The 26,313-nt window shown below is 36.9% G+C and carries 23 protein-coding genes and 1 other annotated feature; of the genes, 17 read left to right on the top strand and 6 right to left on the bottom strand.

Annotated elements, in window-relative coordinates:
* The 6 genes from hemZ (at nucleotide 1) to trxA (ending at nucleotide 6,247) form a co-directional block, all read left to right on the top strand.
* Nucleotides 1-1,503 (top strand): coproporphyrinogen dehydrogenase HemZ, encoded by a 1,503-nt coding sequence (hemZ, locus tag K0R93_RS07190; RefSeq protein WP_330685070.1) that lies wholly within the window; start codon nucleotides 1-3, stop codon nucleotides 1,501-1,503.
* Between the two features lie 35 nt (nucleotides 1,504-1,538).
* Nucleotides 1,539-1,749: a binding site (T-box leader), on the top strand.
* A gap of 48 nt (nucleotides 1,750-1,797) precedes the next feature.
* Nucleotides 1,798-3,069, top strand: coding sequence for a histidine--tRNA ligase (gene hisS / locus K0R93_RS07185; protein WP_300299442.1), 1,272 nt, complete (start codon nucleotides 1,798-1,800; stop codon nucleotides 3,067-3,069).
* Between the two features lie 2 nt (nucleotides 3,070-3,071).
* Nucleotides 3,072-4,853 carry an aspartate--tRNA ligase gene (gene aspS, locus K0R93_RS07180; protein ID WP_300299440.1) on the top strand — a complete coding sequence of 594 codons (1,782 nt, stop codon included), beginning with the start codon at nucleotides 3,072-3,074 and terminating at the stop codon, nucleotides 4,851-4,853.
* Nucleotides 4,854-4,968: 115 nt separating this feature from the next.
* Nucleotides 4,969-5,268 (top strand): DUF2325 domain-containing protein, encoded by a 300-nt coding sequence (locus K0R93_RS07175; RefSeq protein ID WP_300299438.1) that lies wholly within the window; start codon nucleotides 4,969-4,971, stop codon nucleotides 5,266-5,268.
* A gap of 191 nt (nucleotides 5,269-5,459) precedes the next feature.
* Nucleotides 5,460-5,888: a SoxR reducing system RseC family protein gene (locus K0R93_RS07170; RefSeq protein WP_300299436.1), complete on the top strand. Its 429-nt coding sequence runs from the start codon at nucleotides 5,460-5,462 to the stop codon at nucleotides 5,886-5,888.
* Nucleotides 5,889-5,917: 29 nt separating this feature from the next.
* On the top strand, nucleotides 5,918-6,247 hold the full coding sequence (gene trxA, locus K0R93_RS07165; RefSeq protein WP_300299434.1) for a thioredoxin: 330 nt from the start codon (nucleotides 5,918-5,920) through the stop codon (nucleotides 6,245-6,247).
* A gap of 14 nt (nucleotides 6,248-6,261) precedes the next feature.
* On the opposite strand, the gene K0R93_RS07160 is transcribed toward trxA, so the two are convergent.
* Both K0R93_RS07160 and K0R93_RS07155 read right to left on the bottom strand, forming a co-directional pair.
* Nucleotides 6,262-6,687, bottom strand: a complete 426-nt coding sequence (locus tag K0R93_RS07160; protein WP_300299432.1) for a threonine/serine exporter family protein — start codon at nucleotides 6,685-6,687, stop codon at nucleotides 6,262-6,264.
* Nucleotides 6,687-7,469 (bottom strand): threonine/serine exporter family protein, encoded by a 783-nt coding sequence (locus K0R93_RS07155; protein WP_300299430.1) that lies wholly within the window; start codon nucleotides 7,467-7,469, stop codon nucleotides 6,687-6,689. Before K0R93_RS07155 ends, K0R93_RS07160 begins: the two co-directional genes overlap by 1 nt.
* Before the next feature lie 234 nt (nucleotides 7,470-7,703).
* On the opposite strand from K0R93_RS07155, the gene glyA reads away from it, so the two are divergent.
* The 10 genes from glyA (at nucleotide 7,704) to K0R93_RS07105 (ending at nucleotide 19,163) form a co-directional block, all read left to right on the top strand.
* Nucleotides 7,704-8,936 (top strand): serine hydroxymethyltransferase, encoded by a 1,233-nt coding sequence (gene glyA, locus K0R93_RS07150; RefSeq protein WP_300299428.1) that lies wholly within the window; start codon nucleotides 7,704-7,706, stop codon nucleotides 8,934-8,936.
* A 117-nt stretch (nucleotides 8,937-9,053) separates the two neighbouring features.
* The gene (locus K0R93_RS07145) at nucleotides 9,054-10,448 is read left to right on the top strand and encodes a sigma-54 interaction domain-containing protein (protein WP_300299426.1); all 1,395 of its coding nucleotides are present in this window, start codon (nucleotides 9,054-9,056) and stop codon (nucleotides 10,446-10,448) included.
* Between the two features lie 246 nt (nucleotides 10,449-10,694).
* Nucleotides 10,695-11,741 carry a 2,4-diaminopentanoate dehydrogenase gene (gene ord / locus K0R93_RS07140; RefSeq protein ID WP_300299424.1) on the top strand — a complete coding sequence of 349 codons (1,047 nt, stop codon included), beginning with the start codon at nucleotides 10,695-10,697 and terminating at the stop codon, nucleotides 11,739-11,741.
* A gap of 9 nt (nucleotides 11,742-11,750) precedes the next feature.
* Nucleotides 11,751-12,059 carry a 2-amino-4-oxopentanoate thiolase subunit OrtA gene (ortA, locus tag K0R93_RS07135; RefSeq protein ID WP_300299422.1) on the top strand — a complete coding sequence of 103 codons (309 nt, stop codon included), beginning with the start codon at nucleotides 11,751-11,753 and terminating at the stop codon, nucleotides 12,057-12,059.
* The gene (ortB, locus tag K0R93_RS07130; protein ID WP_300299420.1) at nucleotides 12,052-13,470 is read left to right on the top strand and encodes a 2-amino-4-oxopentanoate thiolase subunit OrtB; all 1,419 of its coding nucleotides are present in this window, start codon (nucleotides 12,052-12,054) and stop codon (nucleotides 13,468-13,470) included. The genes ortA and ortB overlap by 8 nt, the downstream gene beginning before the upstream one ends.
* A gap of 93 nt (nucleotides 13,471-13,563) precedes the next feature.
* The gene (locus K0R93_RS07125; RefSeq protein WP_300299418.1) at nucleotides 13,564-13,941 is read left to right on the top strand and encodes an ornithine aminomutase subunit alpha; all 378 of its coding nucleotides are present in this window, start codon (nucleotides 13,564-13,566) and stop codon (nucleotides 13,939-13,941) included.
* Nucleotides 13,941-16,154, top strand: a complete 2,214-nt coding sequence (gene oraE / locus K0R93_RS07120) for a D-ornithine 4,5-aminomutase subunit OraE (RefSeq protein WP_300299416.1) — start codon at nucleotides 13,941-13,943, stop codon at nucleotides 16,152-16,154. The genes K0R93_RS07125 and oraE overlap by 1 nt, the downstream gene beginning before the upstream one ends.
* Before the next feature lie 16 nt (nucleotides 16,155-16,170).
* Nucleotides 16,171-17,529 carry a GlmL-related ornithine degradation protein gene (locus K0R93_RS07115; protein WP_300299414.1) on the top strand — a complete coding sequence of 453 codons (1,359 nt, stop codon included), beginning with the start codon at nucleotides 16,171-16,173 and terminating at the stop codon, nucleotides 17,527-17,529.
* 53 nt (nucleotides 17,530-17,582) lie between these two features.
* A complete protein-coding gene (gene orr, locus K0R93_RS07110) occupies nucleotides 17,583-18,647 on the top strand; it encodes an ornithine racemase Orr (RefSeq protein ID WP_300299412.1) in 1,065 nt (354 codons plus the stop codon).
* A 243-nt stretch (nucleotides 18,648-18,890) separates the two neighbouring features.
* On the top strand, nucleotides 18,891-19,163 hold the full coding sequence (locus tag K0R93_RS07105; RefSeq protein WP_300299410.1) for a DUF3343 domain-containing protein: 273 nt from the start codon (nucleotides 18,891-18,893) through the stop codon (nucleotides 19,161-19,163).
* A 402-nt stretch (nucleotides 19,164-19,565) separates the two neighbouring features.
* Here the strand turns inward: K0R93_RS07105 and K0R93_RS07100 are convergent, their stop codons facing one another.
* Nucleotides 19,566-21,089 (bottom strand): hypothetical protein, encoded by a 1,524-nt coding sequence (locus tag K0R93_RS07100; RefSeq protein WP_300299409.1) that lies wholly within the window; start codon nucleotides 21,087-21,089, stop codon nucleotides 19,566-19,568.
* Between the two features lie 185 nt (nucleotides 21,090-21,274).
* Between K0R93_RS07100 and K0R93_RS07095 the strand changes: the two genes are divergently transcribed.
* Nucleotides 21,275-22,120, top strand: coding sequence for a hypothetical protein (locus K0R93_RS07095; protein WP_300299407.1), 846 nt, complete (start codon nucleotides 21,275-21,277; stop codon nucleotides 22,118-22,120).
* A 125-nt stretch (nucleotides 22,121-22,245) separates the two neighbouring features.
* Here the strand turns inward: K0R93_RS07095 and K0R93_RS07090 are convergent, their stop codons facing one another.
* From K0R93_RS07090 to K0R93_RS07080, 3 genes are all read right to left on the bottom strand, one after another.
* The gene (locus K0R93_RS07090) at nucleotides 22,246-23,709 is read right to left on the bottom strand and encodes a hypothetical protein (protein WP_300299405.1); all 1,464 of its coding nucleotides are present in this window, start codon (nucleotides 23,707-23,709) and stop codon (nucleotides 22,246-22,248) included.
* A gap of 191 nt (nucleotides 23,710-23,900) precedes the next feature.
* Nucleotides 23,901-25,157 carry a UDP-glucose dehydrogenase family protein gene (locus K0R93_RS07085; RefSeq protein ID WP_300299403.1) on the bottom strand — a complete coding sequence of 419 codons (1,257 nt, stop codon included), beginning with the start codon at nucleotides 25,155-25,157 and terminating at the stop codon, nucleotides 23,901-23,903.
* Nucleotides 25,154-26,227 carry an NAD-dependent epimerase/dehydratase family protein gene (locus tag K0R93_RS07080; RefSeq protein ID WP_300299402.1) on the bottom strand — a complete coding sequence of 358 codons (1,074 nt, stop codon included), beginning with the start codon at nucleotides 26,225-26,227 and terminating at the stop codon, nucleotides 25,154-25,156. Before K0R93_RS07080 ends, K0R93_RS07085 begins: the two co-directional genes overlap by 4 nt.
* Nucleotides 26,228-26,313: the final 86 nt, after the last annotated feature.

The following is a 26,313-nucleotide window of genomic DNA, read 5'->3' as shown; positions in this document are numbered from 1 at the left end:
ATGAAAATATACCTTGACGGTCATGATTATACATATGAAATAGCTGAGCTGCTAAAATTGTTTGTAGAATCAGATCAAATAGATTTCATTTCAGAAGAAGCTTTGGAAAATAACCAAAGCTTTTTATTAGTAAGCAAATTATCAAAAGAGGAAGTTAGGCTTTCAATCGAAAGTACTTTATATTTTAAGCAGGAGAAAATTACAGTCGATGTCTTAACCTATGATGATCGTAATTTTCATACGTCAGCTGGTCGGAAAAAAGTAAAAAGAATGATTAAAAAATCTATATTTAATGTGTTATGTACGCATTTTAAAGAACGTCCGCCTTGGGGAATACTTACAGGTATCCGACCGAGTAAGATTGTCCATGAGATGCTGGATCAAAACATTTCAATAAAGGAAATCAGTCAATGCTTAAAAAATGAGTATGGTGTGAGTGATAAGAAGGTTGATCTGGTTACAGAGGTTGCTTTGATTGAGAGACCTGTGATAGCGAATAATGGAGTTCAGGATGTCAGTATATATATAGGTATTCCCTTTTGTCCAACTCGCTGTTTATACTGCTCGTTCCCATCAAATATCATAGATAAAAAAAGCAGGGGATTGTTTACTCAATATATTGAAGCACTTCATTATGAAATAGAAAAAGTCGGGGAGATTTTAGATGAAATGAACAAAAAAGTCATTTCTCTATATATTGGAGGCGGTACGCCTACAACCCTTAGTGATGTTGAATTTGATAGGTTGTTTGAGAAGATTAAAGAGCATATAAGACTCGATGATATTAAGGAAATAACAGTTGAGGCAGGAAGGCCGGACACCATTGACAAAGAAAAACTAGTGATTCTTAAAAAACACGGTGTTGATAGAATCAGCATAAATCCACAAACCATGAATGATGCAACTTTGGTACGTATTGGCAGGTCTCATACAGCCGAGGATATTATTCGGTCATATCACATGGCAAGAGATATTGGCTTTAGAACCATCAACATGGATATTATCGTAGGTTTGCCTGATGAGACCCCCAGCATGGTAGAACATACGATGGAAAAAATGATGCTGTTAAATCCTGAAAATATTACAGTCCATACCCTAGCTGTCAAAAGGGCATCAAGACTCAAGGAAAATCTGCATCAGTATAAAATTACCCAGGAAATACAAGCGAAAAGGATGCTTGAAATCACAGAATCCTATGCAAAAAGAATGGATTTACTGCCTTACTATATGTATCGACAAAAATATATGGTAGGTAATCTTGAAAACATAGGCTACTGCAAACCGGGACATGAATGTATCTATAACATACAAATCATGGAGGAAAGACAAACGATTATAGCCCTAGGTGCTGGAGCTATTTCTAAAGTTTACTATCCATTGGAGAATAGGCTTGAGCGGGTACCAAATGTTACAAATGTGGAGCATTACATTAAACGAGTAGACGAGATGATCGAAAAAAAGAGAATACAATTACTGAAATTTGGAAATAATCTTGACAGATAGTATACGCTAAATTATAATGATATCAATTACATAAGGAAAAAGTGATGATGAGGAAGAGTACATATGTATCTGTTTTCAGCGAATTGAGGGATGGTGGAAGCTCAATAACGAAGATAGTATGGAAGACACCTAAGAGCATGTGATCTGAAGTTGAACGTAGGATTACACGTATGTCGGCGTTAACGATATCAAGTGGTTAATTACAATAAGGGTGGCACCGCGGGATTTAAACTTCTCGTCCCTATGCAAATAGAGGATTGAGGGGTTTTTTTATTTTGTTATAGGAGGGATACTATGTTGACACAAGCTCCGAGAGGAACCAAAGATGTTTTACCTGGTGATGTATATAAGTGGCAGTATGTAGAAAATCTTTTTAGAGATGTTTGCGAGAAGTTTGGTTACAAGGAAATTAGAACCCCGGGCTTTGAGCATACAGAGTTATTCAAAAGGGGTGTTGGTGAAACAACGGATATCGTACAAAAAGAAATGTATTCTTTTAAAGATAATGGTGACAGGGAGATTACTTTGAAGCCCGAGGGAACCGCTCCAGTGGTGCGTGCTTTTATTGAAAATAAACTCTATGCAGATACCCAGCCAACAAAATTATTTTATATAACACCCTGCTTTCGCTATGAGCGCCCTCAGGCAGGACGGCTAAGGGCATTTCATCAATTTGGGGTAGAAGTGTTTGGTACAGACAATCCGTCTGTTGATGCAGAAGTAATTGCTATTGCCATGATGTTTTTTAATAAGTTGCAAATTCAAAACCTTGAGTTAAGAATCAACAGTATAGGCTGTCCTGATTGTCGAGCAAAATATAATGAACTTTTAAAGGAATACCTTAGAAGCAAATTAGAACATCTTTGTAAAACATGCCAGGATCGTTTTGAAAGAAATCCGATGCGTATTATTGATTGCAAGGTAGACAGTTGTAGAGAACAGCTTCAAGATGTACCGCTCATGCTTAACCATATATGCAATGATTGTGGCGTTCATTTTGAAAGGCTAAAGGAAAGTCTTCAACTTATGGGAATCCCATATGCCGTAGATGCGACAATCGTACGAGGATTGGATTACTATAGAAAAACCGCCTTTGAAATTATATCCAATGAAATCGGATCCCAGAGCACTGTATGCGGTGGCGGAAGATACGATGGATTGGTGGAATCATTAGGAGGACCGGCTGTGCCAGGGGTAGGCTTTGGAATGGGGATTGAACGGTTACTGTTAACTTTAGAAAACAACAATATAGAGATCCCTCAATCACCAGGAATTAATATTTTTATTGCGACTTTAGGGGATAAAGCCGCGAAAGAAGCAACACGGCTGCTGCACGCACTTCGAATGGCAGGAATTTCTGCTGATAAGGATCATATGAATCGCAGCCTAAAGGCACAATTTAAATACGCTGATAAACTGAATGCTTCTTATACTATTGTTATTGGTGAGAATGAGTTGGAAAACGACACTGTCTCTCTTAAAAATATGAAAACCAGTGAACAAGTGCAGATAAAACTTAGTAATATTATCAATGAATTAACAACAAAATTATTAAAGGAGGAATAATTATGGCTGAAACTTTAGGCAGTATGAAACGGTCCCATATGTGTGGAACCCTGGGTACAGACAACATTGATCAAGAAGTTACCTTAATGGGATGGGTGCAAAAGAGAAGAGACTTAGGTGCTTTGATATTTACAGATCTAAGAGACCGTACTGGTATTGTACAAATAATATTTGATAAAGACATTTCAGTTGATGCGTTTACCAAAGCTGAGAAAATTAGAAGTGAATACGTGATCGCATTAAGGGGTGTCGTAAAGAAAAGACATGCGGTAAATCCAAATATGGCAACGGGAGAAATAGAGGTCTTTGCCAGTGAACTAAAGATACTCTCAGAGGCACAGACGCCGCCTATTTACATTGATGACGCGGATGATGTTTCAGAAAACCTACGATTAAAATATAGGTATTTAGATTTAAGAAAACCCAAAATGCAGAAAAACCTAATGTTTAGACATAAGGTAGCAAAAGTAGCTAGAGACTTCCTCAGCGATAATGGCTTTGTAGAGGTAGAAACTCCTATGCTTACCAAGCAAACCCCTGAGGGTGCCCGTGACTATTTAGTGCCAAGCAGGGTAAACCCAGGAAAGTTCTATGCTTTACCCCAATCACCCCAGTTATTTAAACAGCTACTGATGGTTTCCGGTATGGACAAATACTTTCAGATTGTGAAGTGCTTTCGAGATGAGGATTTAAGAGCAGATCGACAGCCAGAATTTACCCAGATTGATATTGAGATGTCTTTTGTAAATGTAGATGATGTGCTTAATATGAATGAAGGCCTTCTACAACGTATTTTCAAAGAAACCATGAACATCGATATAGAACTGCCATTACAAAGAATGCCCTATAAAGAAGCTATGGAGAGATACGGTTCTGATAAGCCAGATGTCAGATTTGGATTTGAACTAAAGAGCATAAATGATATAGCTGAAAACTGTGGATTTAAGGTATTTGCGGATACAGTAAAAAATGGTGGCGATGTTAGAGGTATTAATATCAGCGGAAGCGGTGACAAGTTCAGCAGAAAAGATATCACCAAATTAGAAGATTACGTGAAGACTTATGGAGCAAAAGGACTTGCATGGATCAAGCTAGCTGATGAAGGAGTAACTTCACCAATATCAAAGTTCTTTAATGAGGATGATATGAACAGAATCATTGAGAGATTGGGTGGTAAGGCAGGAGATTTACTATTATTTGTGGCAGATAAACCAAGTGTTGTATTTGATTCTTTAGGGCATCTCAGAGTCGAAGCAGCAAAACAATTAGGTATGTTAGACAAAAACGAATACAAACTTCTATGGGTTACAGAGTTTCCTCTTTTCGAGTATGATGAGGAAGAAAACAGATATGTAGCAAAACACCATCCATTTACATCTCCAATGGATGAAGATTTAGAACTCTTAGAGACTGCGCCTGAGCAAGCAAGGGCAAAAGCCTATGATATCGTGTTGAATGGTATTGAACTTGGTGGTGGAAGTATTCGTATCCATAGCAGCGAACTACAGCAGCGAATGTTTAAAGCCCTAGGAATGACAACAGAACAGGCTTGGGATAGATTTGGATTCCTGTTAGAGGCATTTAAATATGGTACACCTCCCCATGGTGGCATTGCTTACGGTTTAGATAGATTAGTCATGCTGCTAACGGGTAGTGATAGTATTCGAGAAGTCATTGCGTTCCCTAAAACGCAGAATGCTTCATCTCCGATGACGGAAGAGCCTTCTATAGTGGAAGATAAGCTGTTAAAAGAATTGCATGTAAAGGTTTCTTTAGAAGATTAATAAAATAGGCGTCCAATTGGACGCTATTTTATTTGACAAAATTGTGTAAATTATATTATAATAATGATAATCATTATCAATATTATAATTAAACGAAAGAATAGGAAGTGAAAATATGACAGCATTAATCGTGGGCGGGGATCGTCTGGGAAATATTCCAGATGTATTACAAGAAAAAGGAATCAATGACTATATTCATTGGTCTGGACGCAAAAAAGGAATGCGGAAAATGTCAGTTCCAAGCAATGTAGACATGGTCATCGTATTATATGATTTCATTGAACATAGATTAACAGAAATCATTAAAGAACAAACAAAAAGTATGGACATACCCTGTATTTTCTCAAAAAGAGCCAGTTCAGACCTGGTAGGTAAACTAGAAAACTGTATAAATTGCGGCCGTTGTAATGCCTAAATAAATATTTTTTGCCTGAGCTTAAATATCGACTCCACATGATTAAGTCGGTAAATAAAGTGGTATAGACTGAATAGGAGAGTGTCAAACTTAGTACTTTGATTACAGACATATTTACGGTATAATTTTATTAGAGCGTGATTAAGGTTTAAGCTTAGATACTATAATATTCAGGATACGAGGTGATATAGATGATTCAGACAGGAACTGTCATTGAAACCATAAATGGTAACAAGGCAAAGGTTCATATGAAAAAACATTCGGCATGTGGAGATTGCGGAGCGTGTCAACATGGAAAAGAAAATATGGAATTAAATATTGTTGCTATGAATGAGATAGGTGCAAAACCAGGTGATATTGTTGAAGTGAATATGGAAACCCAAAACGTCATGGGTGCAGCATTTATCATATATGTTATTCCATTATTGGCTTTGGTTTTGGGAATTGGTGTAGGGAGCTATGTACTAAATACGATCGGGGTACAAGAAAACGTTGAGGTATATGCTGCAGGCATAGGTTTTGGTCTGACAGTAATCGCGTATTTAATGATAAAACGTTTTGAAGGTACATTTAATAAAGATAAAAAATATGTTCCAATTGTCACTAGAATATTAGATTAAAGGTTCTTCATTTGAAAGGAGCGCTTTCTTTGAATAGTGAGCATGTAATAATGGTGAATGCAGAGAATTATGAGGCTGAAGTTTTAAATTCTTCTATACCTGTAGTTGTTGATTTCTATGCAGATTGGTGTGGACCATGTCAAACGATAGGTCCTATTATGGATGAATTAGCAAATGAATATCAAGGGAAGATCAAAATATGTAAGGTAAATGTAGATGGTCAAAGGGAATTGGCAAGAAAGTTTAAAGTAATGAGTATTCCAACGATTTTAATGTACAAAGATGGAGATCAGAAGAATCGTTTGAATGGTGCCTATTCGAAGGGTGAATTCATAAAGATGATTGATGAAATTTTATAGAGACGAAACCGTCTCTATATTTTTTTAAGAAAAATCAGACGTGTAAAAGAGGAAACCAACAGAATTGCCACAGCGATACTGCCTGCAATAAAGATCGTTTCACTACCTATCAAAGCAGCTGTACTAAAATTCTGTTGAATAAGTGCCAACATGGTATTGTACATACCTGAGCCTGGTACCAATGGAAGAATTCCAGGAATGACAAAAACTGTTACGGCTTCTTTAAATTTCCGGGCAAATATTTCACTAAGGACCGATACTACACATGCGCCTAAAAAAGTGGAAAGAATAGCAGACTGGGAAAATTGATGGACTTCGGAGTAAATGAGCCAGCCTAGGGCACCCACCATGGCAGATTTTAAGATAGCACTCTTAGGAATATTAAAAAGTAAGCTAAATCCCACAGTAGAAATGTATGCATATATAAATTGAGTCAACATTAAAACCGACCTCCTAACGAATGAATCCATAAATTCATAATAATACCCACACCTGAAGCGATAGATATGGCTGTGATTAAGGCTTCAACACCCCTAGCAGTACCAGAAATCAAGTCGCCAGATATGGAGTCTCGGACAGCATTGGTTATGGCAACACCTGGCAGTAAAATCATGATAGAACTAATGATGATTTTATCAAGATTTATACCAAATCCTAAGTAGACAAACAATAAGGCTAACAAAGATGCAATAGCACTACCTAGGGCATTTTGAATAAAAAAATTAGCTTGGTGGCGTTCAAGATAATTTACAGCAAGAAACACAATCATTGAGATCGTAAATGAACTTAGAAAATCAAGGATACCGGCGCCTAAGAGCGCACCAAAAAAAGAGGAAGCAAGTCCTGCACAAAACACCCGGATATACTTAGGATATGTAGGATAGCTTTCAATATCTTTAAGGATTCTTAGGCCATTTTCTATAGAATATCTAGTGTCCATCAAGCTTCGAGAAAAAGTGTTCACCTTTGACACTTTGTTCAAATCTATGGTTCTGGTCTTAATTCTTTTGATAAATGTAATTGGCTCATCGCTGCCATTTTCATAATCTACAGTTACAAAGATGCCAGTGGGCGTAACAAAGGATTCTACATTAGAAATCCCATATGCCTTGCATATTCTTACGATTGTATCCTCAACACGATAAGTTTCAGCACCATTTTTTAGCATTATTTCTCCTGCGCATACAGCAAGGGCTAGCACCCTTCTTCGATCAGCTTTCAAATAAATCACTCCCTTATTTCAAAAATTATATCAAAGTTAAAAAGGAGTTACAATTACCCTTGTAGAACAAAATATATAAGATAAGAAAAAGTTGCCATATAATTTTTAAAAAAATATAATATAGTTGGGCAACAAACGGGTATATTGACAACATAATATAAAAAATCTATATAATGTTATGAAATGCAAATATCTTCATTCATTAAAAACGCACTTAAGAAAGGGGAAGGTAAAATGAATTTTGAACATTTGAAGACTTTTGATTCAGAAATCTATGAGGCGTTAAAAAAAGAGGTACATAGGCAGCAAGACAAAATTGAATTGATTGCTTCTGAAAATTTTGTCAGTTATGCAGTGATGGAAGCCATGGGCAGTCAATTAACCAATAAATATGCAGAAGGTTATCCTGCTAAAAGATATTATGGCGGATGCGAGCATGTAGACGTTATCGAAGATTTAGCCAGAAATCGATTAAAAGAGTTATTTCACGCAGAACATGCTAACGTACAACCTCACTCTGGTGCCAATGCCAATTTGGCAGTCTACTTTGCAATGCTTAAACCCGGTGATACCGTGCTTGGAATGAATTTATCCCACGGAGGCCACTTAACCCATGGGAGTCCGGTGAATTTATCTGGAAAGTATTATAATTTTGTAGCATATGGTGTAGATCAAAACACAGGTCTTATAAATTATGAAGAAGTGAGGGATACTGCAATAAATGTGAAACCAAAACTAATCGTTGCAGGAGCCAGTGCTTACCCAAGAAAAATTGATTTTAAGAGATTTAGACAAATAGCTGATGAGGTTGGAGCTTATCTTATGGTAGATATGGCCCATATAGCGGGTTTGGTTGCTGCTGGTCTCCACGAGAATCCATGTGAACATGCCCATTTCGTCACAACAACAACCCATAAGACTTTACGAGGTCCCCGTGGCGGAGCTATACTGTGCAAGGCTGAATTTGCAGAAAAGATAGATAAGGCGATTTTCCCAGGTACCCAAGGAGGTCCTCTTATGCACGTGATAGCAGCAAAAGCAGTAAGTTTTAAAGAGGCAATGGAACACTCCTTCCAAGCTTATCAGAAACAAATCGTAGCCAATGCAGTAAAACTTGCGAATAGTTTAATAGATCATGGATTCGAACTAGTATCAGGTGGGACAGATAATCATTTGATACTCGTAGACCTGAGAAATAAAAGTATTACTGGAAAAGATGCTGAGAAATGCTTAGATGAAATTGGGATCACTGTTAATAAGAATACAATTCCATTCGATCCTCAGAGTCCTTTTGTTACCAGTGGCATAAGAATTGGAACTCCAGCTATGACCACTAGGGGCATGAAAGAGAATGAAATGATAGAGATCGCAGAGATTATTTCGTTAGCAATAGAAAATAAAGTATCAACGGAAGCTATTAAAGAAAAGGTCCAAGGGTTATGTCAAAGGTTTCCTCTCTACCGCTAAAATGGAAAGAAAACAAAGCTCTGAATAGATATCTAATTCAGAGCTTTTCCATGATAAACAAGAATATTCATATAAGCAGCTGGGAACTGTAAGGTTTGAAGAAGAAAGGTGGGGACTATGCAGCCTTATATATATGAAATTTTAAAGATTGTTTTACAAACAATAGATGAAGGTGTACACGTAATAGATGAAAATGGACGTACGATGATATACAATAAAGCCATGGCTGAGCTCGAAGGCATGGATGCTGACGAAGTAGTCAATAAACCTCTCCTCGATGTTTTTCCTAGTTTAGATCACGAAAGCAGCACATTGCTTCGAGTTTTAAGAACTGAAGAAAAGTTGATTGATCGGCCTCAAACTTATTTGAATAATCATCATAAGGAAATAACCACCATTAATACAACCGTACCCGTTTATTTTCAAGATAAGAAGGTAGGTGCTTTGGAGATTTCAAAAAACATTACAAAGATCAAGCAGCTATCAGAACAGATCATGACACTTCAACTCAAGCTGTCCAAGCCTGACAAGCAAGAGGGAAACAAGATTAGAAAATTTACCTTTGAAAGCATGATTGGTAATAGTACCGAATTTGTGAAGGCTGTTTTGTATGCAAAAAAAGCTGCTCTGTCATCTTCAAGTGTTTTAATCTATGGAGAAACAGGTACTGGCAAAGAGTTAGTGGCCCAAAGTATTCATTATGGAAGCCATCGGGCTGGCAAACCCTTTATACCTCAAAATTGTGCAGCACTTCCCGAGTCTCTCTTGGAAGGAATTTTATTTGGGACCTCAAAAGGTGGATTTACAGGTGCTATTGATCGCCCAGGTCTTTTTGAGCAAGCCAATGGTGGAACTATTTTTCTAGATGAAATGAATTCCATGGGGTTACAGCTGCAATCTAAACTGCTAAGGGTATTACAAGAAGGATATGTGCGAAGGGTAGGAGGTATAAAAGATATTCCAATCGATGTCAGAATCATTGCAAGTACCAACCAAGACCCATATGAAGCCATTGATAAAGGAAACCTTAGAAAAGATTTATTTTATAGGCTAAATGTAATTCCTATCATTCTCCCACCATTAAGAGAGCGGAAAGATGATATTGAGTTATTGGTTAGGTGGTTTATAAAAAAATACAATAGGAAATTATTGAAGAATGTTCAAAATATAGACCCTTTGGTTTTGGAAGCATTTCAAGAATATCGATGGCCAGGGAATGTACGGGAATTAGAAAATACCATCGAAGGTGCAATGAATATTATTGAAAAAGAAGAAATTTTGGAAAAAGAGCATTTCCCTCCACAAACGAATGCAAAAATATTTGCACATTATCAAAAACAAGATTCTCTCCCTTCCCAGGATTTAACAAAGACTCTTGAAAAAATAGAGAAAGATTTTATCTTGAGAGCACTAAAAGACTGTAATAACAACATCAGCAAAGCGTCTGAAAAATTAGGTATTAAGAGACAAACCCTTCAGCATAAGTTGAAAAGATTTGATATTCAACCATAGTAAAACGCAAAAATATTTGCATGCAAGTGCAAATATTTTTGCGTTTTACTATGGTTTCTATTCTTTTTCATAGACTGATTACAGCTATAAGCGTATAAATGGCATAAAAATGCATAATTTTATCGAAGTATGCGTGATTTCTGAATATTTAATGGATATTTCCTCAAATCAAACAAAAAATATTGGCAGGGATTTTGCATATTAAGGGAGTGTTGAATCATTTAATAATTTGGAGGTGTCTATATAATGGAAAATGTAAAAGTAGCGATTTGGGGATTTGGTGCAATGGGCAGCGGTATGGCTAAAATGCTTTTGAAGAAAAAAGGTGTTGACATTGTTGGTGTGTGCGACAGAAATAATGCTCGAGTAGGAAGAAGTATGTATGATGTACTAGGCGTAGAGAGAGGAGACCGCCCAGAGGTAATCATTAACCCAAATATCGATGAAGTTGTTACAGAGGGAAGTTGCGATGTTTGCCTTTGTGCTACAGATTCATTTACAAAAAGTGCTTTTCCAAGATTAAAAGCTGTATTGGAAAAGAAAGTAAATGTTGTATCGACTGCAGAAGAAATGGCTTATCCACAAGCTCAAAATCCTGAGTTAGCTGCAGAACTGGATAGAATAGCAAAGGAAAACGGTGTCTCAATCCTTGGAACTGGGATTAATCCGGGCCTTATGATGGATTTATTGGTTGTTTGCTTAACTGGTTGTATGGTCGATGTAGAGCACATTGAGGCCAAACGTGTAAATAGTTTATCACCATTCGGGCCAGCTGTAATGGAAGAACAAGGTGTGGGCATAACTGTTGAAGAGTTTGAAAAGGGAGTAAAAGATGGTACTTTAGCTGGACATGTTGGTTTTGCAGAATCAATAAGAATGATTGGTGATGCGATTGGTTGGAAAGTAGAAAAATTCGAACAACAAATGAAGCCAATTGTCACTTCTGTAGATAGAAAGTCTCCTTATGGATTTGCAGCTGCAGGCAATGTAGCTGGTGTTAATATGACTGGTCAAGGTTTTGTAGACGGTGAAGTTAAAATTGATATGATTCATCCGCAGCAAATCGAACCAGAGATGGAAGGTACTGAGACTGGTGATTATATCACAATCAAAGGAACACCTGAAATTAACATGGCCAATAAGCCTGAAGTTGAAGGTGGACTTGGAACTATTGCTATGTGTGTAAACATGATTCCTCATGTAATCAATGCTGATCCAGGGTTAAAAACAATGTTAGATTTACCAGTACCAAGAGCGATCATGGGCGACATGAGAGATTTAATAAAAAGGTAGGCGAATTTTATGAAGGCCAATAGAGGAGAATGGGTTAAAATTTATAATATTGTCCTAACAAGTGAGGAAAGAGCTCCTCAAGTTCCTGATGATACAAGAAAAGTTCCTTTAGAATCCTGGGTTAAAGGATTTATTCAATCAGATGCCGAAATAGGTCAATTTGTTGAAGTTGTTACGATTACTGGAAGAAGAGTTGAGGGAGAGCTAGTTGAAATTAATCCAGCCTATACCCACAATTATGGAAAGTTTGTGCCAGAACTTCTTCAAATAGGTATTCAAGCAAGGTCTATACTAGCAGGAGGTGATGTTCATGAGTAAGGATATGAGCTACCAAGGGCTAATGGCCAGAAGAAATGAAATTATGAAGCAGGCAGTCGGTATCGACTATTCTATATTTGAATCTGGCTCCATCGCTTTTGACTATGAAAAGATGATGAGGGAAACTGGATATACCCTTGAAGAAATGCAGAAAATTCAAGGAGATACAGGGGTAGGCAATACACCTGTTCTCGAATTAAAAAACCTAACTGCATTAGCAAGAAAGGTGGCCCCAAAAGGCAAAGGCGCAAGAATCTTTATAAAAGACGAGGCTTCAAATCCATCTGGAAGCTTTAAAGCAAGACGGGCTGCCAATGCTGTATACCATGCAAAAAAATTGGGCTATAAGGGTGTCATTGCTGCCACCAGCGGAAATTATGGTGCTGCCGTAGCAAGCCAAGCTGCTATGCATGGTTTAAAGTGTATCATTGTTCAGGAATGCTATGACAGTAAAGGTGTAGGTCAGCCTGAAATCATTGAGAAAGCAAGAAAATGTGAAGCCTATGGTGCAGAAGTTGTGCAGCTAACAGTTGGTCCGGAACTATTCTATACCTTCTTAAAACTATTAGAGGAGACAGGATACTTCAATGCTTCCCTATATACACCTTTTGGAATCGCTGGAGTTGAAACCCTTGGATATGAACTGGCCATACAGTTTAGAGAGAAAATAGGTAGAGATCCGGATGTTGTTGTATGTACCAATGCGGGCGGTGGTAATTTGACGGGTACTGCTCGAGGATTAATCAAAGCAGGTGCTGAGAGTGTGAATGTTGTTGGGGCCAGTGTCAATCTCCAGGGACTTCATATGGCATCAGATGAACAGTTCAACAAAAAGTCCTTTACCACAGGTCATACAGGCTTTGGTATGCCGTTTTCTACTTGGCCTGACCGCTCAGATGTACCCAGATCTGCAGCAAGACCTCTTCGATATATGGATCGCTATGTCACGGTATCCCAAGGCGAGGTATTCTATATGACAGAGATTTTAGCCCAGCTTGAAGGCTTGGAAAGAGGTCCCGCTGGCAATACTTCATTGGCAGCTGCTTTCAGTATTGCCCAAGAACTTAATGAAGATCAGATTATTGTTGTACAAGAAACTGAATATACAGGAGCAGGAAAGCACATTCAAGCACAGTTATCCTTTGCTCGTGAAAATGGTATTGAGATTCGTTTCGGAAATCCAGAGGAAGAAGTACCAGGACAAAACATTATTCTTCCTAATCATCCAAGCTTAATCAAAGCAAGAGATTTTGATATGGATAAGATCAGAAAATCATATATTAAAAACTGTCTAGAAATACGGGGGATCGAGAAAATTTCTGATGCAGATATGGACTTCCTCGTGCAAGAGACAAAGTCTTCTTATGATTTTGTGAAAGAATCCTTAGCAGAAAGAAATATTCAATTATAAGTATACAAAAATAGATAAAGGGAGTAGAAGCTAGAGAGTGCCTTACTCCCTTTATTATCTAAAAATATCTTATGAAAATTAGGAGGGAAATGAATGAAAGGTTATATTGTAAGGGAAGACGATTTCCAAGAGAGAAGAAAACACCTAGCATCTTTATCTGATGATGCGTTAAAGCAAAGATTTTGGGAGCTTATGGAACAGGTTGTAGACCCTTTGGTAGATTTAGCGAAGAAAAATACAACCCCTGCCATTGAACGTTCTGTATTGCTGCGAATGGGCTTTTCTAGCTTAGAAGCAAAAGCAATTGTAGATGGCACCATGGATCGTGGATTAATGGGAAAAGGCGCTGGCCATGTTGTTTATAAAGTTTCTAAGGAAAAGAATATTCCCCTTCGACAAGCTGGTCTTGAGCTAATGGAAGGCAAGCATTGGGATGATATCGTAGCAATGTTTAAAGGAGGGGAAAAATAATGACACAGCTAAATGTAAACGAAAAAATCAACGTGAGAGAAGTACTGAAAGACCTTGACAAGTATACGCCAAAGAGAAGAGGCTGGACTTGGAGAAAGAAAGTTGAAAACCTACAAATGGGGCCCTTCACATATAATGATTGTTCAGAGCCTTTAAAAAACTCTATTCCTATTCCATCTGCTGCTTATCTGGGAAATATTGACCCTCAGCCGATCTATACGATTACAACAGAAATAGCTTCAGGAAGATTTGAGGACGATATCCGTAGAATGAGAATGGCGGCATGGCATGGTGCTGACCATATCATGGTTATTAGAACTGCAGGACAATCCCATTACGACGGACTAATAGAAGGAACACCACAGGGAATCGGCGGTATACCTGTTTCAAGAAAAGTGGTAAGAGCCCAAAGAAAAGCATTGGATCTTATTGAAGAAGAAGTTGGTCGTCCTATTAATTATCATTCTTATGTCAGTGGTGTAGCAGGTCCCGATATTGCAGTAATGTTTGCAGAAGAAGGCGTGAATGGTGCCCATCAAGATCCTCAATACAATGTTCTATATAGAAACATCAATATGGTTAGATCCTTTGTGGATGCTGCTGAAGCAAAAAGTGTAATGACATGGGCTAACATGGCGCAAATTGATGGCGCCCATAATGCCAACGCAACGGCTAGAGATGCGTGGAAAGTTATGCCTGAGCTTATGGTACAGCATGGAATTAACTCATTATACTCTTATAAAGTTGGAATGAAAAAGGAAAATATCTGCCTATCTACTGTACCGCCAACAGCTGCTCCAGCACCAAGTTTAAAGTATGATTTACCATACGCAGTTGCGCTGAGAGAACTATTCGACGAATATAAGATGAGAGCCCAGATGAATACAAAATATATTACTTCATCGTCAAGAGAAGCAACTGTAACCCATGTATTAAATATGCTATTGTCTAGATTAACGAGTGCAGATATTCAATCTACGATTACACCTGACGAAGGTAGAAACGTGCCATGGCATATGTACAACATCGAAGCCTGTGATACAGCAAAGCAAACCTTAACGATTCTTGATTCATTAATGGAAATGGTAGAATTAAGAAAAGAAGGCTTCCTAAGAGAGCAAGTAAGAGAATTAAAAGAAAGATCTATCCTATACCTAGAAGAAATAATTCAGGAAGGTGGTTACTTCCAGGCTGTAGAAAAGGGCTTCTTTGTGGATTCTGGTATGTATCCTGAAAGAAATGGCGATGGTATCGGCAGAAAGATCGATGGAGGATTAGGGTACGGAACTGTATTTGAAAGAGATGAAGATTACTTAGCACCAGTTACAGCCCACTTCGGTTATAACAATGCGGCTCAGTATGATCCGAGTGCAGTGGAAAACCCATCAAAACTAATCGATGGAAGTACATTTGAAAAACCTGAAAAAATTGTATATATCGATGAATTAGATGAAAGTGATAATGTTTATACTAGATTAGATGATTCTGAAAAATATAGAGAATCCTCAATGATCAAACCAGAGGTTCAATGGTTGGGTGATGGCATTGTTCAAGTGGAAGTACTTCTTCCAACATCAAAAAGAGTGGCAGAGTACGCGGCCATTGAAGTCGGTAAAAAGCTTGGATTATCTGACGTTGAAGTTATCCATAGTGAGGAAATGCATCCTTCAGAGGCTACGAGAGTTCAATTAAAGGGTACAGTAGGCTTCGACATTGATCTAAATACCATTATCGTTCCAGAAGAAGCAGAAGTATTGTCTAATGAAGAACTTTGGGAACAAATTAATGATAGACCGATGAAGGTTGTGGCTGCCACAGTTGGAGAAGATGAGCACTCTGTAGGTATGCGTGAAGTCATCGATATCAAGCATGGCGGTATTGAAAAGTGGGGTATTGAAGTTGAATATCTTGGCACTTCATGTCCAATTGAAAAACTTGTAGACGCTGCCATAGAAATTAATGCGGATGCAATATTGGCTTCAACCATCATAAGCCATGATGATATACATTACAAAAACATGAAAAGAATCCATGACTATGCAGTGGAAAAAGGTGTTAGAGATAGAATCATGATCTGTGCTGGGGGAACTCAAGTAACACCTGAAATCGCTGTGAAGTATGGAATGGATGCTGGTTTCGGTAGAGGCACAAAGGGAATTCATGTAGCAACATTCCTTGTAAATAGAAGAAATGAGATATTAGCAAATAAGTAGGAAACGAGGCATTAGCATGAGAATTAATGTTTTAGTTGCTGAGATAGGAAGCACTACAACGGTAGTAAATGCTTTCGCTGATATTCATACGGATCATCCTAAATTTCTGGGGCAAGGTCAAGCACCTACCACTGTCCTAGAGGGGGATGTGAACATTGGCCTTCAAGGTGCTATTGATAATCTTAAAAGTGCACTTGGCGTCGAAGAAGTAACCTATGATGAAATGTTGGCTACCAGCAGTGCTGCTGGGGGATTAAAAATGACGGTCCATGGTCTTGTCTATGACATGACTGTTCGAGCCGCAAAGGAAGCTGCCCTAGGTGCCGGTGCCATCATTCATAATGTTACAGCTGGAAAGCTGAGAAGAACTGATCTTAACAAAATTAAAGATATTAATCCGAACCTCATCTTAATTGCTGGGGGAGTAGATTATGGCGAACGGGATACAGCCCTCTATAATGCTGAATTAATCGCTGATATGGACATCCATGTCCCCATTATTTACGCTGGTAATATTGAAAACCAGGAAGAAATCAAGGAAATGTTCAAGGATAAGCCCAATAAGCTATATGTTGTAGAGAATGTTTATCCTAAAATTGATCAGCTTAACATTGAACCAACCAGAAAGGTTATTCAAGATGCTTTTGAGGATCATATCATTCATGCTCCGGGCATGACAAAGGTTAGAGAATTGGTTACAGGACCTATCATTCCGACACCAGGTGCAGTGATGGAGGCTTCTAAGCTCCTAAAAGAAGCTATTGGTGATTTGGTTACTCTTGATGTAGGTGGTGCTACCACGGATGTCCACTCTGTCACAGCAGGCAGTGAAGAGGTAAACAGAATTTTAATTAGTCCTGAGCCAGAAGCAAAGAGAACTGTGGAAGGAGATTTGGGTGTATATGTTAACATGCCCAATATCGTAGAGCGAATCGGCAAGGATAAGCTCTCACGACAAATGGGCTGTGATATCGAAGGCTTAATGTCGAGGCATAAGCCAATACCAGACACTGATGAACTGAAGCGATTTGTCGAAATTCTCACTTTGGAAGCCGTATTGACTGCTATGGATCGCCACGTAGGTAAATATAGACATCTCTATGGACCCGCTGGGAAGAAAACCCTTGCGGAGGGAAAGGATCTCACTGATATCAAGTGGATCGTTGGAACTGGCGGAGCTCTTACAAGATTACCAGGAAGAGTAGAGATCTTGAAGGAAATTGCCCAACACAATAAAGGTGATAGCTTACTCCCTACAAAAGAAGCCAAAATATTAATAGATAATGATTATATCATGGCATCCCTTGGAGTTTTGTCGAAGAGATATCCGGAAGCAGCCTTAAATTTGATGAAGCAGAGCTTAAATATTAACTAACTCTTAGCCGGGAAAAATTCCCGGCTATAGATTTAGGAATTGGAGGAGATTGTATGCAGATTTGTCCAAGATTAGAGATCGATATAAATAAGATTAAGCATAACACCCTCACCCTTACCAAATTATGTAAAGAAAAAGGCATCGATGTAGCTGGTGTAACCAAGGTATTCTGCGGAATTCCAGAAATTGCACAAGCTCTTGTTCATGGCGGGGTCACTATGCTGGCAGATTCAAGAATTGAAAATCTAAAGAAGCTCCAAGAAATGGATGCTCAGAAATTACTACTAAGATTGCCAATGATAAGTCAAGCCAAAGAAACCGTTTTATATGCTGACATTAGCCTGAATTCTGAGATTAAAACCATTGCTGCTTTAGATGCAGCTGCAAATGAACTGGAAAGAATGCATAATATCATACTAATGATTGATATGGGAGATTTGCGTGAGGGTGTATGGCAAGATCAAATAGAAAATACCATTTCAGAAATACTATTATTTGAAAACATTAACCTGCTAGGAATTGGTACCAATCTAACATGCTACGGTGGTGTCATTCCAAACCGTATAAACTTAGGTCGATTGGTAGAAATTGCTGAAATCATAGAGGATAAGTTCAATATATCTCTAAACATTGTATCAGGTGGAAATTCAAGCAGCCTTTATCTCCTTGAAAAAGAAGAAATACCTCATCGTATTAATCACTTGAGACTAGGAGAATCTATTGTGCTTGGCAGGGAAACAGCCTATGGTAATTCTATTGCTGATACCTATCAAGATGCTTTTACCCTCGTTACTGAGATCGTTGAGTTAAAGGAAAAGCCTTCTGTACCTATTGGTGAAATTGGTATGGATGCATTTGGCAACAAACCGGTCTTTGAAGATAGAGGATTGAGAAAAAGAGCAATACTGGCTATTGGCAGGCAGGATATAGCTGTCCAAAACATTATTCCATTAGACCCCAATATGATGATACTAGGAGCAAGCAGTGACCATCTCATTATTGATGTTACTGACTGTACGAAAGAGTATATGGTGGGAGATGAAGTTCGCTTTAATATCGAGTATGGTGCATTGCTTCAGGTTATGACATCAGAATACATTCATAAAAATCTTCTATAAATGAAGTAAACCTCAGCTCTTACGATCTGAGGTTTTTTGTTTAATAGGAAAGGTCTACTTTCCTATTAAACAAAAAATCAGGAGTGCAGGGGAAGTATTCCCAGGCCGTAGTCAGAGGGGTGCTCAGGCTGTCTAGCAGCCTGAGCTAGATGCTTTTTTGTATTCATAATATACTATGATTGGTACATATCACAAGCAGTCGAATAAAATGGTACTAAGAAATTTACAAGGAGATGATTGCTAATGAAGCACGATGAAAGCTATATATTTGTATTTACGTCAAGTTATCATGGATATTATATTGAAGAATTATTAAGGAGGCACAAAATTCAATGTACTTTTAGAAAAGCACCAAGAGCGATAGGTAAATCATGCAATACAGCCCTATATATACATGAGAAAGATTTAGAAAGCGCAAATAAACTTATTCAAGGGGCGAAAATATCTTACCAAGGTGTATATAAGTCCTCTAGAAAAGAAGATAATTCCTTAGAATATACCAAGGTCAACTTATAACCATAGAACAAAAGCATTCCATGCTCTAAAAGCTAAGGAAATGCTTTTGTTCTTCACAGGGAACTAATAGTTCCCAATGACGCTTCGCTGTGACCCTCCAATTATTAGACATAAAAATCGCAAATTGCTCCGCAAATGCTCATGCGCAATATAGATTTCTTCGAGTAAGACTCTCAAAATCTATACAGCTTAAACCAGCTGAAGGTTAAACTCTCTGCTATATTTGTGCCTCTCAATGATTTGATTGTATATCGGCAGTATTAGGGGGTGAACCCCTTTAAAAATCCCCCTTATATAGGAAATTGAAGACCATAATTTCCTATATATTAAATAAAAAGATGTATAAAGGGATATAAAATAGCTACAAATAGCTATTTTATATCCCTTTATACATACAAGGTATTATCCAAAAAACTTTTTCAGAAAGCCCTCGTTACGTATGCTTTCAGCATATTGTCTTAACTCTTCATTTTGGGTTTTACAAAGAGTTACTTCTTCTTTCATTTTAGCAAAATGATGAGAAAGTATTTCGATATTTTTGCTCAATTCAGACAACTGGGTTTTTGAAACTGTATCTTCAAAAAGCTGACCAAATTTTATCGTTGAATCATAGATCTCCTTATATTTATTTTTTGATTCATTTATTATTTGTACATATCTGCTGTTTTGATCATTCAGATTTTTTATTTCTTGTTTTATATAGATAATCTCACTTTGTAAAGAATTTATTAGTTTTTGAGTAGCATCAATTTGTTGATTTTTCTTAAAAAGATCAGCCTTAAGTTTCAAAATTTGCTGATCGTGAGGAATGTCTATAGGCGCAGAGTCTCTAATGATGTTTGCAGGTTTATGGGTTGATTCGGAAGACGTAATGCTAGAATTATGATGACTATATGCTACATTTGTTAAATTATCAAACTCTTCAATCTGAATAGGATGATAATTTGAGCGTTTATCTGAAAGATAATAATTTGCCAATGAATGGCCTACACTTCCAGCAGTTTTATAGATAAAAAGATTATCAAGTTCATAGGCTGGTTCATCATAAGACCTCCATACTTGAGATGAATTGGAATCATGAAGTGGCTTGTTAAAGTGGTATATATTATTTAAGGTAATCCCATAACAGTGAATAGAATGCTTGAGAAGTGTTAGTTGATTCAAAAAAATTGGTTCGTCCAGCATCATTGTAGTAGTAGGTTGTAAATTTTCAGCTTTTGATAAAGGGATGTAAACATATTTAACACAAAATTGTTTTTTGTATTTATCTGTCCAAGCCAAATGAATACCATCATTGTTATCTACAAGAGCGTCAAGATGGAATGTTTTTATGTATATACAATTACTTATAAATATCGGGTCAGACCAATTGCGAGTTTTATGGTTAAAGACAATAAGATTTAAGTTATAGACAATATTATTATTATTTAAATAAATGACATACAAATTATTTTTTGCATCCTTAGCTAGACGATATGCCATAACGGGGTAGTTTAGAAATAATGAAGATAGGGTAGATTTTTTCCAACCTTGTGCATGAGGGGAAAAAGAGACAATCGTCCATTGGTTCGAAGTTATTTGTGTTCGCTCACACAAGGTTATAAAGGTATGGTCAGAAGTGCACTTGATTTGTAATTGCCTTACTTCATCTGTGAGTAAATTGAACTGATATATTTTGTAATTAGACCACTTTTTACCATCATATCGATAGAGATAGAGGTTTCCCTTTTGATCCAAGATGATAAGATTAATATTTCCATACGGGTCTGTGTCCAAATCATATTCTAGAATGCTGTCTTCAAATATTTTGGTTGAGTCCGCTTGCCCAATAAGTTGAGAGTAAATACCTTGCTTTGAAGGCGAAAAAAATCTTATGCTTTTTTCAGGCAATTTCAAAATAATATCTAAATTATCTTTCTGAATCATTCACAACACCTACCTTAGTAAAATATATTATTACAGGGAAGACAATATGTTAAAGCTGGATAAATGGGCTTAAAATTTTTTATCACCAAAACAACACAATCTTCATACTATACAATTAGAAAAGACATTTCTATTTGCAAAGAATATGACGCAACAAATTTTATTAAAAAGAAGGGGGAAAATGTATGTATAAACAAACACCATCAGGCTGTGGTATAAGCTTATATACACCTGGTGTTATTCCAGAAGAATTAAGGGAACAGTTTGGCAATGCTTGCGAACTTGTATGTGTGCAAGTACCAAAAGTTTATGATTCATGTTTACTAAGGTTATGTTTAGTAGGAGACTGTAAAGAAGAAGATAGAAGCCAAGGCATCGTATTTGATTCTGATTTAAGATTTAGAATCGATTGCAGTGCAGAGGAAATTATAAATCCTAGAGTAGAGGGACTTGTTCCAGATTCTTTTAGAGTCATTAGCAAGAGACCAGTATCAGGAGATCCTGATAGAAAGCTAATCACTTACACTTACGCACTTCGAATCCTATATGATATATTATTTGATGATGGTACAATTAGTGAGGACAATGAGCTTATATTAAGAAGAACTGAGACAGTTGGACCTTTGTATTGTCCTGAGTCAGTTGCCATTATCAGAGAAACTAAAATTGATCAATCTGGAACAATTAGATATCCTAAAGATGCAGATGATGAAATTATCAAATTAGAGATTATAGCAAGAGTATTAGATGCACAGGTGGTAAAAGAGAATTGCGACACTACTTGTCCAGATCCTTATGATGCTTATGAGAATGTATGCTGCGTAGTATTTACAGTAGGCATTTACAACATAATCAAATGCGAACTTGAAGTACAGTTGGTTATACCAGCATTTGGATTCTGTCCTCCGCCAGCACCATGTGAAAGACGTCCTGACAGAACACCATGTGAAGATTTCAATGAAGAATTACCACCCGAATTCTTCCCACCACAATTAGATGACTTTATAACAGGCCCTGGAATAGGATTTTAGTGATCTTTGCAAACAAAATGAAAGTTAAAAGCCGAAAGAACCCGTCAATTGCTGACGGGTTCTTTTATTCTAACGGTGGTGATAAAAATCTAGTAGGGTAGTAGTAAATACCCAAATTCTTTATATTATTTAAATAAATTAAAGAATTTTTTAAGACCAGCTTCTTGTTCTTTTAATATGGACTGATAAATTTGTTCATATAAGTAGAATAGTTGATTTATTTGATGATTTGTATCAGCCTGACGCTCTTGAATAGAAGATAATAATTGATTAATAGCGTCTTGGTTCACGGTGATACTATTAAGGGTGTCACGAAATGTGTTTAATTGTTCTTCTTTCCAATCAATCTTTTCTTCAATCGCTTTATGATGATCCTGTGTTGGTATCGTTAACACATCATTATCAACAGATATCGGGGGAATAGGGGATTCAACTTCTTGGATTTCAACTTCAGTAGAGTAACTAGGAACATCCTCTAGCTGAACAGCATTTGATAATGGAATCGTATTGCCAAGCTGCTCAAATGCACTATCCTTATCTTTACTAGTTATTTGATCCTGCTCTAAGTAAGAATCTACAGCTAAAAGGAAGAATTCATCTTTTAAATGTCCATAGGTAAAAGGGATTTTGACAAAACTGAAGGATTTATAGTTGTTACCAATAACTGTGATTGGAAATGATTTTAATTCTTTATTAAAGTATACGGGAGTTGGTAAGCTCCATTCATTCTCATTTGTATTTTTTGATAGTTTCATATACTTGCTCCCTTCATTCCATACAAGAGCAAGCGTATCTTCAACTTGAAAAATGAATGGATGAGAGCAATTTATGTTTTCAGGAGATATGGAACGAGGTTCTGTCCAGTATTTTTTATGACCATTTGGTCTGTTATTGATATAAAACACTTTAAAATGGTTATTCAGTAGACTTGACCATACGATATGCACCTGGCTATGGCGATCACAAAACAAATGTAGATGACAGTTGTCTTGGAGTGTATTGTTAAGCTTTGTTGGTGTGCTCCATATATTATGTATACCCGTGTATTGAGAATAGAATATGTCATATTTATTGTTTCGTAAAGACTTGTATACAATATGAATATTATTGTTCATATCTATGTCAGCATAGAATGGGTCATCGTATTTCTTGATAGTAATATCACAGACCTTCTTATTGAACCAAACAGAACTATTCCAATAATGGTGTTTTAAAGTCCAAACTTCAGGGTTAATAGAACTGTTAATAGCCATTAAAATATGGATATTATTTTTCAGGACAAAAATATTCAAATTCTTAAATTGATAAAGTTGAGTATTATATTTTGTTAATATGCGCGAATACCATTTTTGACCTTTATTTTTCCAATAAATCAAATCTCCTTCTGTCGTTAGGGATACCAGATGAAAAGTTCCTTTGTTGTCTGCATCTATAGCAAAATCGAGAATATTGCCAGCTATTTTTATTGAAGCACTATTTTTATAATCACTCTTCATAGTCATAAATAAATCATTATTCAAGATATAGAAAGTACTTTTGTGATTAAGATTATGAAAGTATATATATTGATGTTTTGAGCTTCGTTGCATCACAATCACCTCTTTACAATATTAGAAATATGACATTGTACTATTACAATTTATATGTACAAGAGAGTAGAAATAGGCATATTTCTTTGATAATTACATGAAGTTTATAGATTAAATTAAGGAAAACTAAAACGTAAAGAAGCTCAGAATATTTAACAACAAAGAATATTCTGAGCTTATCTAAATGGATTTTAAAGACAATATCGCCCATCAAAATGAAGTTTTGACATAATCTTCTCTGCACTTTCACGATACTCATTCCATGCTGTCGTGATGATAAGAGCTTCACAGCAGTTAATAACAACATCTAAAGAAGTTTCATAATGAATATCAAATGAATAATTCTTCTTGAATTCATCAATTGCCATTGGATCGTGGGCGATGATATTTGTAAATCCTTCTGCTAACAGGCCTTTAATGATGTAGGCTGCAGGTGTATCACGAACATCATCGCTACCTGGCTTAAAAGATAGGCCTAATATTCCTATGGTTGAGGTTCTATCTTTTATGGTATCCCGGATTTTATCAATGATATGTTGCTTAATAATACTATTTGTATCGATTACAGCGTTGAGAACTTTGGGCTCATAACCTGCAAATCGAGATCGGCTTCGCAAGGCAGCAGTATCTTTAGGCAAACAATATCCTCCAAATCCACACCCTGGATATACATATGTGCTCATATTTCCAGGGGTGCCATACCACCTTTTGTCCATATGCAATATGCTAAAAGCATCTTTAATATCTATCTCCCCAATTCTATCAGCAATGATCGACATCTCGTTTGCATAGCTTATGAGTGTGGATAGCAGCGTATTTGATAAATACTTTATAAACTCCCCTGTATTTAGGGAAACTCGGAAAACTGGTGCATTGAAACTCAAATATAGTTCAGCAACCATAGAACCACTTTTGTCATCGAATTCACCAATGACAATACGATCAGGTGCTGTGAAATCTTCCCACGAAAAGCCTTCGCGTAGAAATTCAGGGTTATTCACAAGTCCAATGTTTAAGCCTGGTTCAAACCCAAGAGAACGGATTAATGTAACAATATCTGAAGCTGTTGTAGATGGAGGAACAGTTGATTTGATGACAAGTACTTTATAATCATCAGATACAATATGAGAGAGAGTTTCTATGATAGCGCCATGAAGAATAGACAGGTCAGCGTGACCTTCTTCTCCAGTTGGAGTGCCGACACAGTAAAATATAATACTTGATTTTTGTACAACCTCCTCTATTGAAGAAGCTAAATGAAAAGTCTTTCCAAGATGTTTGCCTAGAGGTTCTATCAGGCCAGGTTCAAAAAAAGGTATATTTTTAGAAGCGATAATGGATCTTTTTTCTTTGTCTTTCTCAAAACCCCAGACTTGATTACCTGTCATTTCAGCAAGCCCAAGTGCAGTTGTAAGTCCAACAAAACCGAGTCCTATAATACCTATCAAAAGAATCCCTCCTCTTTAAGCCATCTCAGATATCTTTCGATCCCCGCTTCTACAGTTATCTCAGGGTAAAAGTTTAGCAACCGCCGGGCTTTTTCAATAGATGGACATCGTCTCTGGGGATTATCCGTAAGATAATGTTTGTCCTCTGAAACGACTCTGATGATATCTCCTTCATAGCCATATAGTGTATTGGCTATACGTTGATAAAGCATAGCAAATTCTGATATGGATAGCTCGGGACTTTCATGACCTATGTTAAAATAGTCATATTTTCCGTAGACGAGTGCTTGTAGGTATCCATATATCGCATCAGCAATATAACAGAATGTTCTAGTGGGACGCCCATCAGAGAGCATTTTTATATCCTTTCCATTAAGCACGCAATAAGCAAAATCAGCTGGAACACGGAAATCGTCGAGCCTCATTCCCGGACCAAAATCATTAAATGGACGTACAACAATAATCGGCAGATCATATACTTCTGCATAGGATCTACACATCGCTTCACCAGCACGTTTTGATTCATCATAGCAAGCCCTTGGGCCTGTGCATGAGACGAGTCCTCGGTACTCCTCATCAGTAGGAATATTCATTCCATCGGGAGTGCCATAAATTTCACTACTAGAAAAGAAAAGAATACCTTTAACAGGCTTATCTAAATAGAATTCTAAAATGCGCTTCAAGCCTACAATATTAGCATCCATTGTTTCAATGGGATATTTACGATAATAGATTGGTGAAGCAATAGAGGCTAAATGAATGATATATTCAGCTTCAGCTGCATGTTTAAGATCTTCAAGGTTATCTGTAGATATATCAAAGTTCTCAACATAGACGTTATCGAAAGACGCCATTTTGTCAATCCATTTAGGATGACCCAACAAAAAATTATCGGTTAGGATCACTCTCTTAGGATGAATGCCAATATCACCAAGGGAAACAAAATACTTGGAAAAATAATAGCCAATAAATCCTGCTGCTCCGGTTATCAAAATTGTTTTGTCATCAAATGAGAAATTTTTATCGAATTTTCGACGAATATAATCTAAATCTTGTGATTCAATAGACATTGTAAAACACCCCTTTTTAATAGTTTGATGATGTCCATTCTCTACTTCCATATATATTAATAATTTGCAAATAAAGTGTCTGTTCA

The organism is Anaerosolibacter sp. (assembly GCF_029240175.1).
Lineage (GTDB): Bacteria > Bacillota > Clostridia > Peptostreptococcales > Thermotaleaceae > Anaerosolibacter.
The sequence above is the reverse complement of the archived record's forward strand: the minus strand, read 5'-3'. Positions and strand labels throughout refer to the sequence as shown.

What these genes read in the sequence shown, in the direction of transcription:
- hemZ (WP_330685070.1), top strand. Translation starts at nt 1, where the DNA reads ATGAAAATATACCTTGACGGTCATGATTATACATATGAAATAGCTGAG.
- hisS (WP_300299442.1), top strand. Translation starts at nt 1,798, where the DNA reads ATGTTGACACAAGCTCCGAGAGGAACCAAAGATGTTTTACCTGGTGAT.
- aspS (WP_300299440.1), top strand. Translation starts at nt 3,072, where the DNA reads ATGGCTGAAACTTTAGGCAGTATGAAACGGTCCCATATGTGTGGAACC.
- K0R93_RS07175 (WP_300299438.1), top strand. Translation starts at nt 4,969, where the DNA reads ATGACAGCATTAATCGTGGGCGGGGATCGTCTGGGAAATATTCCAGAT.
- K0R93_RS07170 (WP_300299436.1), top strand. Translation starts at nt 5,460, where the DNA reads ATGATTCAGACAGGAACTGTCATTGAAACCATAAATGGTAACAAGGCA.
- K0R93_RS07160 (WP_300299432.1), bottom strand. Translation starts at nt 6,687, where the DNA reads ATGTTGACTCAATTTATATATGCATACATTTCTACTGTGGGATTTAGC.
- glyA (WP_300299428.1), top strand. Translation starts at nt 7,704, where the DNA reads ATGAATTTTGAACATTTGAAGACTTTTGATTCAGAAATCTATGAGGCG.
- K0R93_RS07145 (WP_300299426.1), top strand. Translation starts at nt 9,054, where the DNA reads ATGCAGCCTTATATATATGAAATTTTAAAGATTGTTTTACAAACAATA.
- ord (WP_300299424.1), top strand. Translation starts at nt 10,695, where the DNA reads ATGGAAAATGTAAAAGTAGCGATTTGGGGATTTGGTGCAATGGGCAGC.
- ortA (WP_300299422.1), top strand. Translation starts at nt 11,751, where the DNA reads ATGAAGGCCAATAGAGGAGAATGGGTTAAAATTTATAATATTGTCCTA.
- ortB (WP_300299420.1), top strand. Translation starts at nt 12,052, where the DNA reads ATGAGTAAGGATATGAGCTACCAAGGGCTAATGGCCAGAAGAAATGAA.
- K0R93_RS07125 (WP_300299418.1), top strand. Translation starts at nt 13,564, where the DNA reads ATGAAAGGTTATATTGTAAGGGAAGACGATTTCCAAGAGAGAAGAAAA.
- oraE (WP_300299416.1), top strand. Translation starts at nt 13,941, where the DNA reads ATGACACAGCTAAATGTAAACGAAAAAATCAACGTGAGAGAAGTACTG.
- K0R93_RS07115 (WP_300299414.1), top strand. Translation starts at nt 16,171, where the DNA reads ATGAGAATTAATGTTTTAGTTGCTGAGATAGGAAGCACTACAACGGTA.
- orr (WP_300299412.1), top strand. Translation starts at nt 17,583, where the DNA reads ATGCAGATTTGTCCAAGATTAGAGATCGATATAAATAAGATTAAGCAT.
- K0R93_RS07105 (WP_300299410.1), top strand. Translation starts at nt 18,891, where the DNA reads ATGAAGCACGATGAAAGCTATATATTTGTATTTACGTCAAGTTATCAT.
- K0R93_RS07100 (WP_300299409.1), bottom strand. Translation starts at nt 21,089, where the DNA reads ATGATTCAGAAAGATAATTTAGATATTATTTTGAAATTGCCTGAAAAA.
- K0R93_RS07095 (WP_300299407.1), top strand. Translation starts at nt 21,275, where the DNA reads ATGTATAAACAAACACCATCAGGCTGTGGTATAAGCTTATATACACCT.
- K0R93_RS07090 (WP_300299405.1), bottom strand. Translation starts at nt 23,709, where the DNA reads ATGCAACGAAGCTCAAAACATCAATATATATACTTTCATAATCTTAAT.
- K0R93_RS07080 (WP_300299402.1), bottom strand. Translation starts at nt 26,227, where the DNA reads ATGTCTATTGAATCACAAGATTTAGATTATATTCGTCGAAAATTCGAT.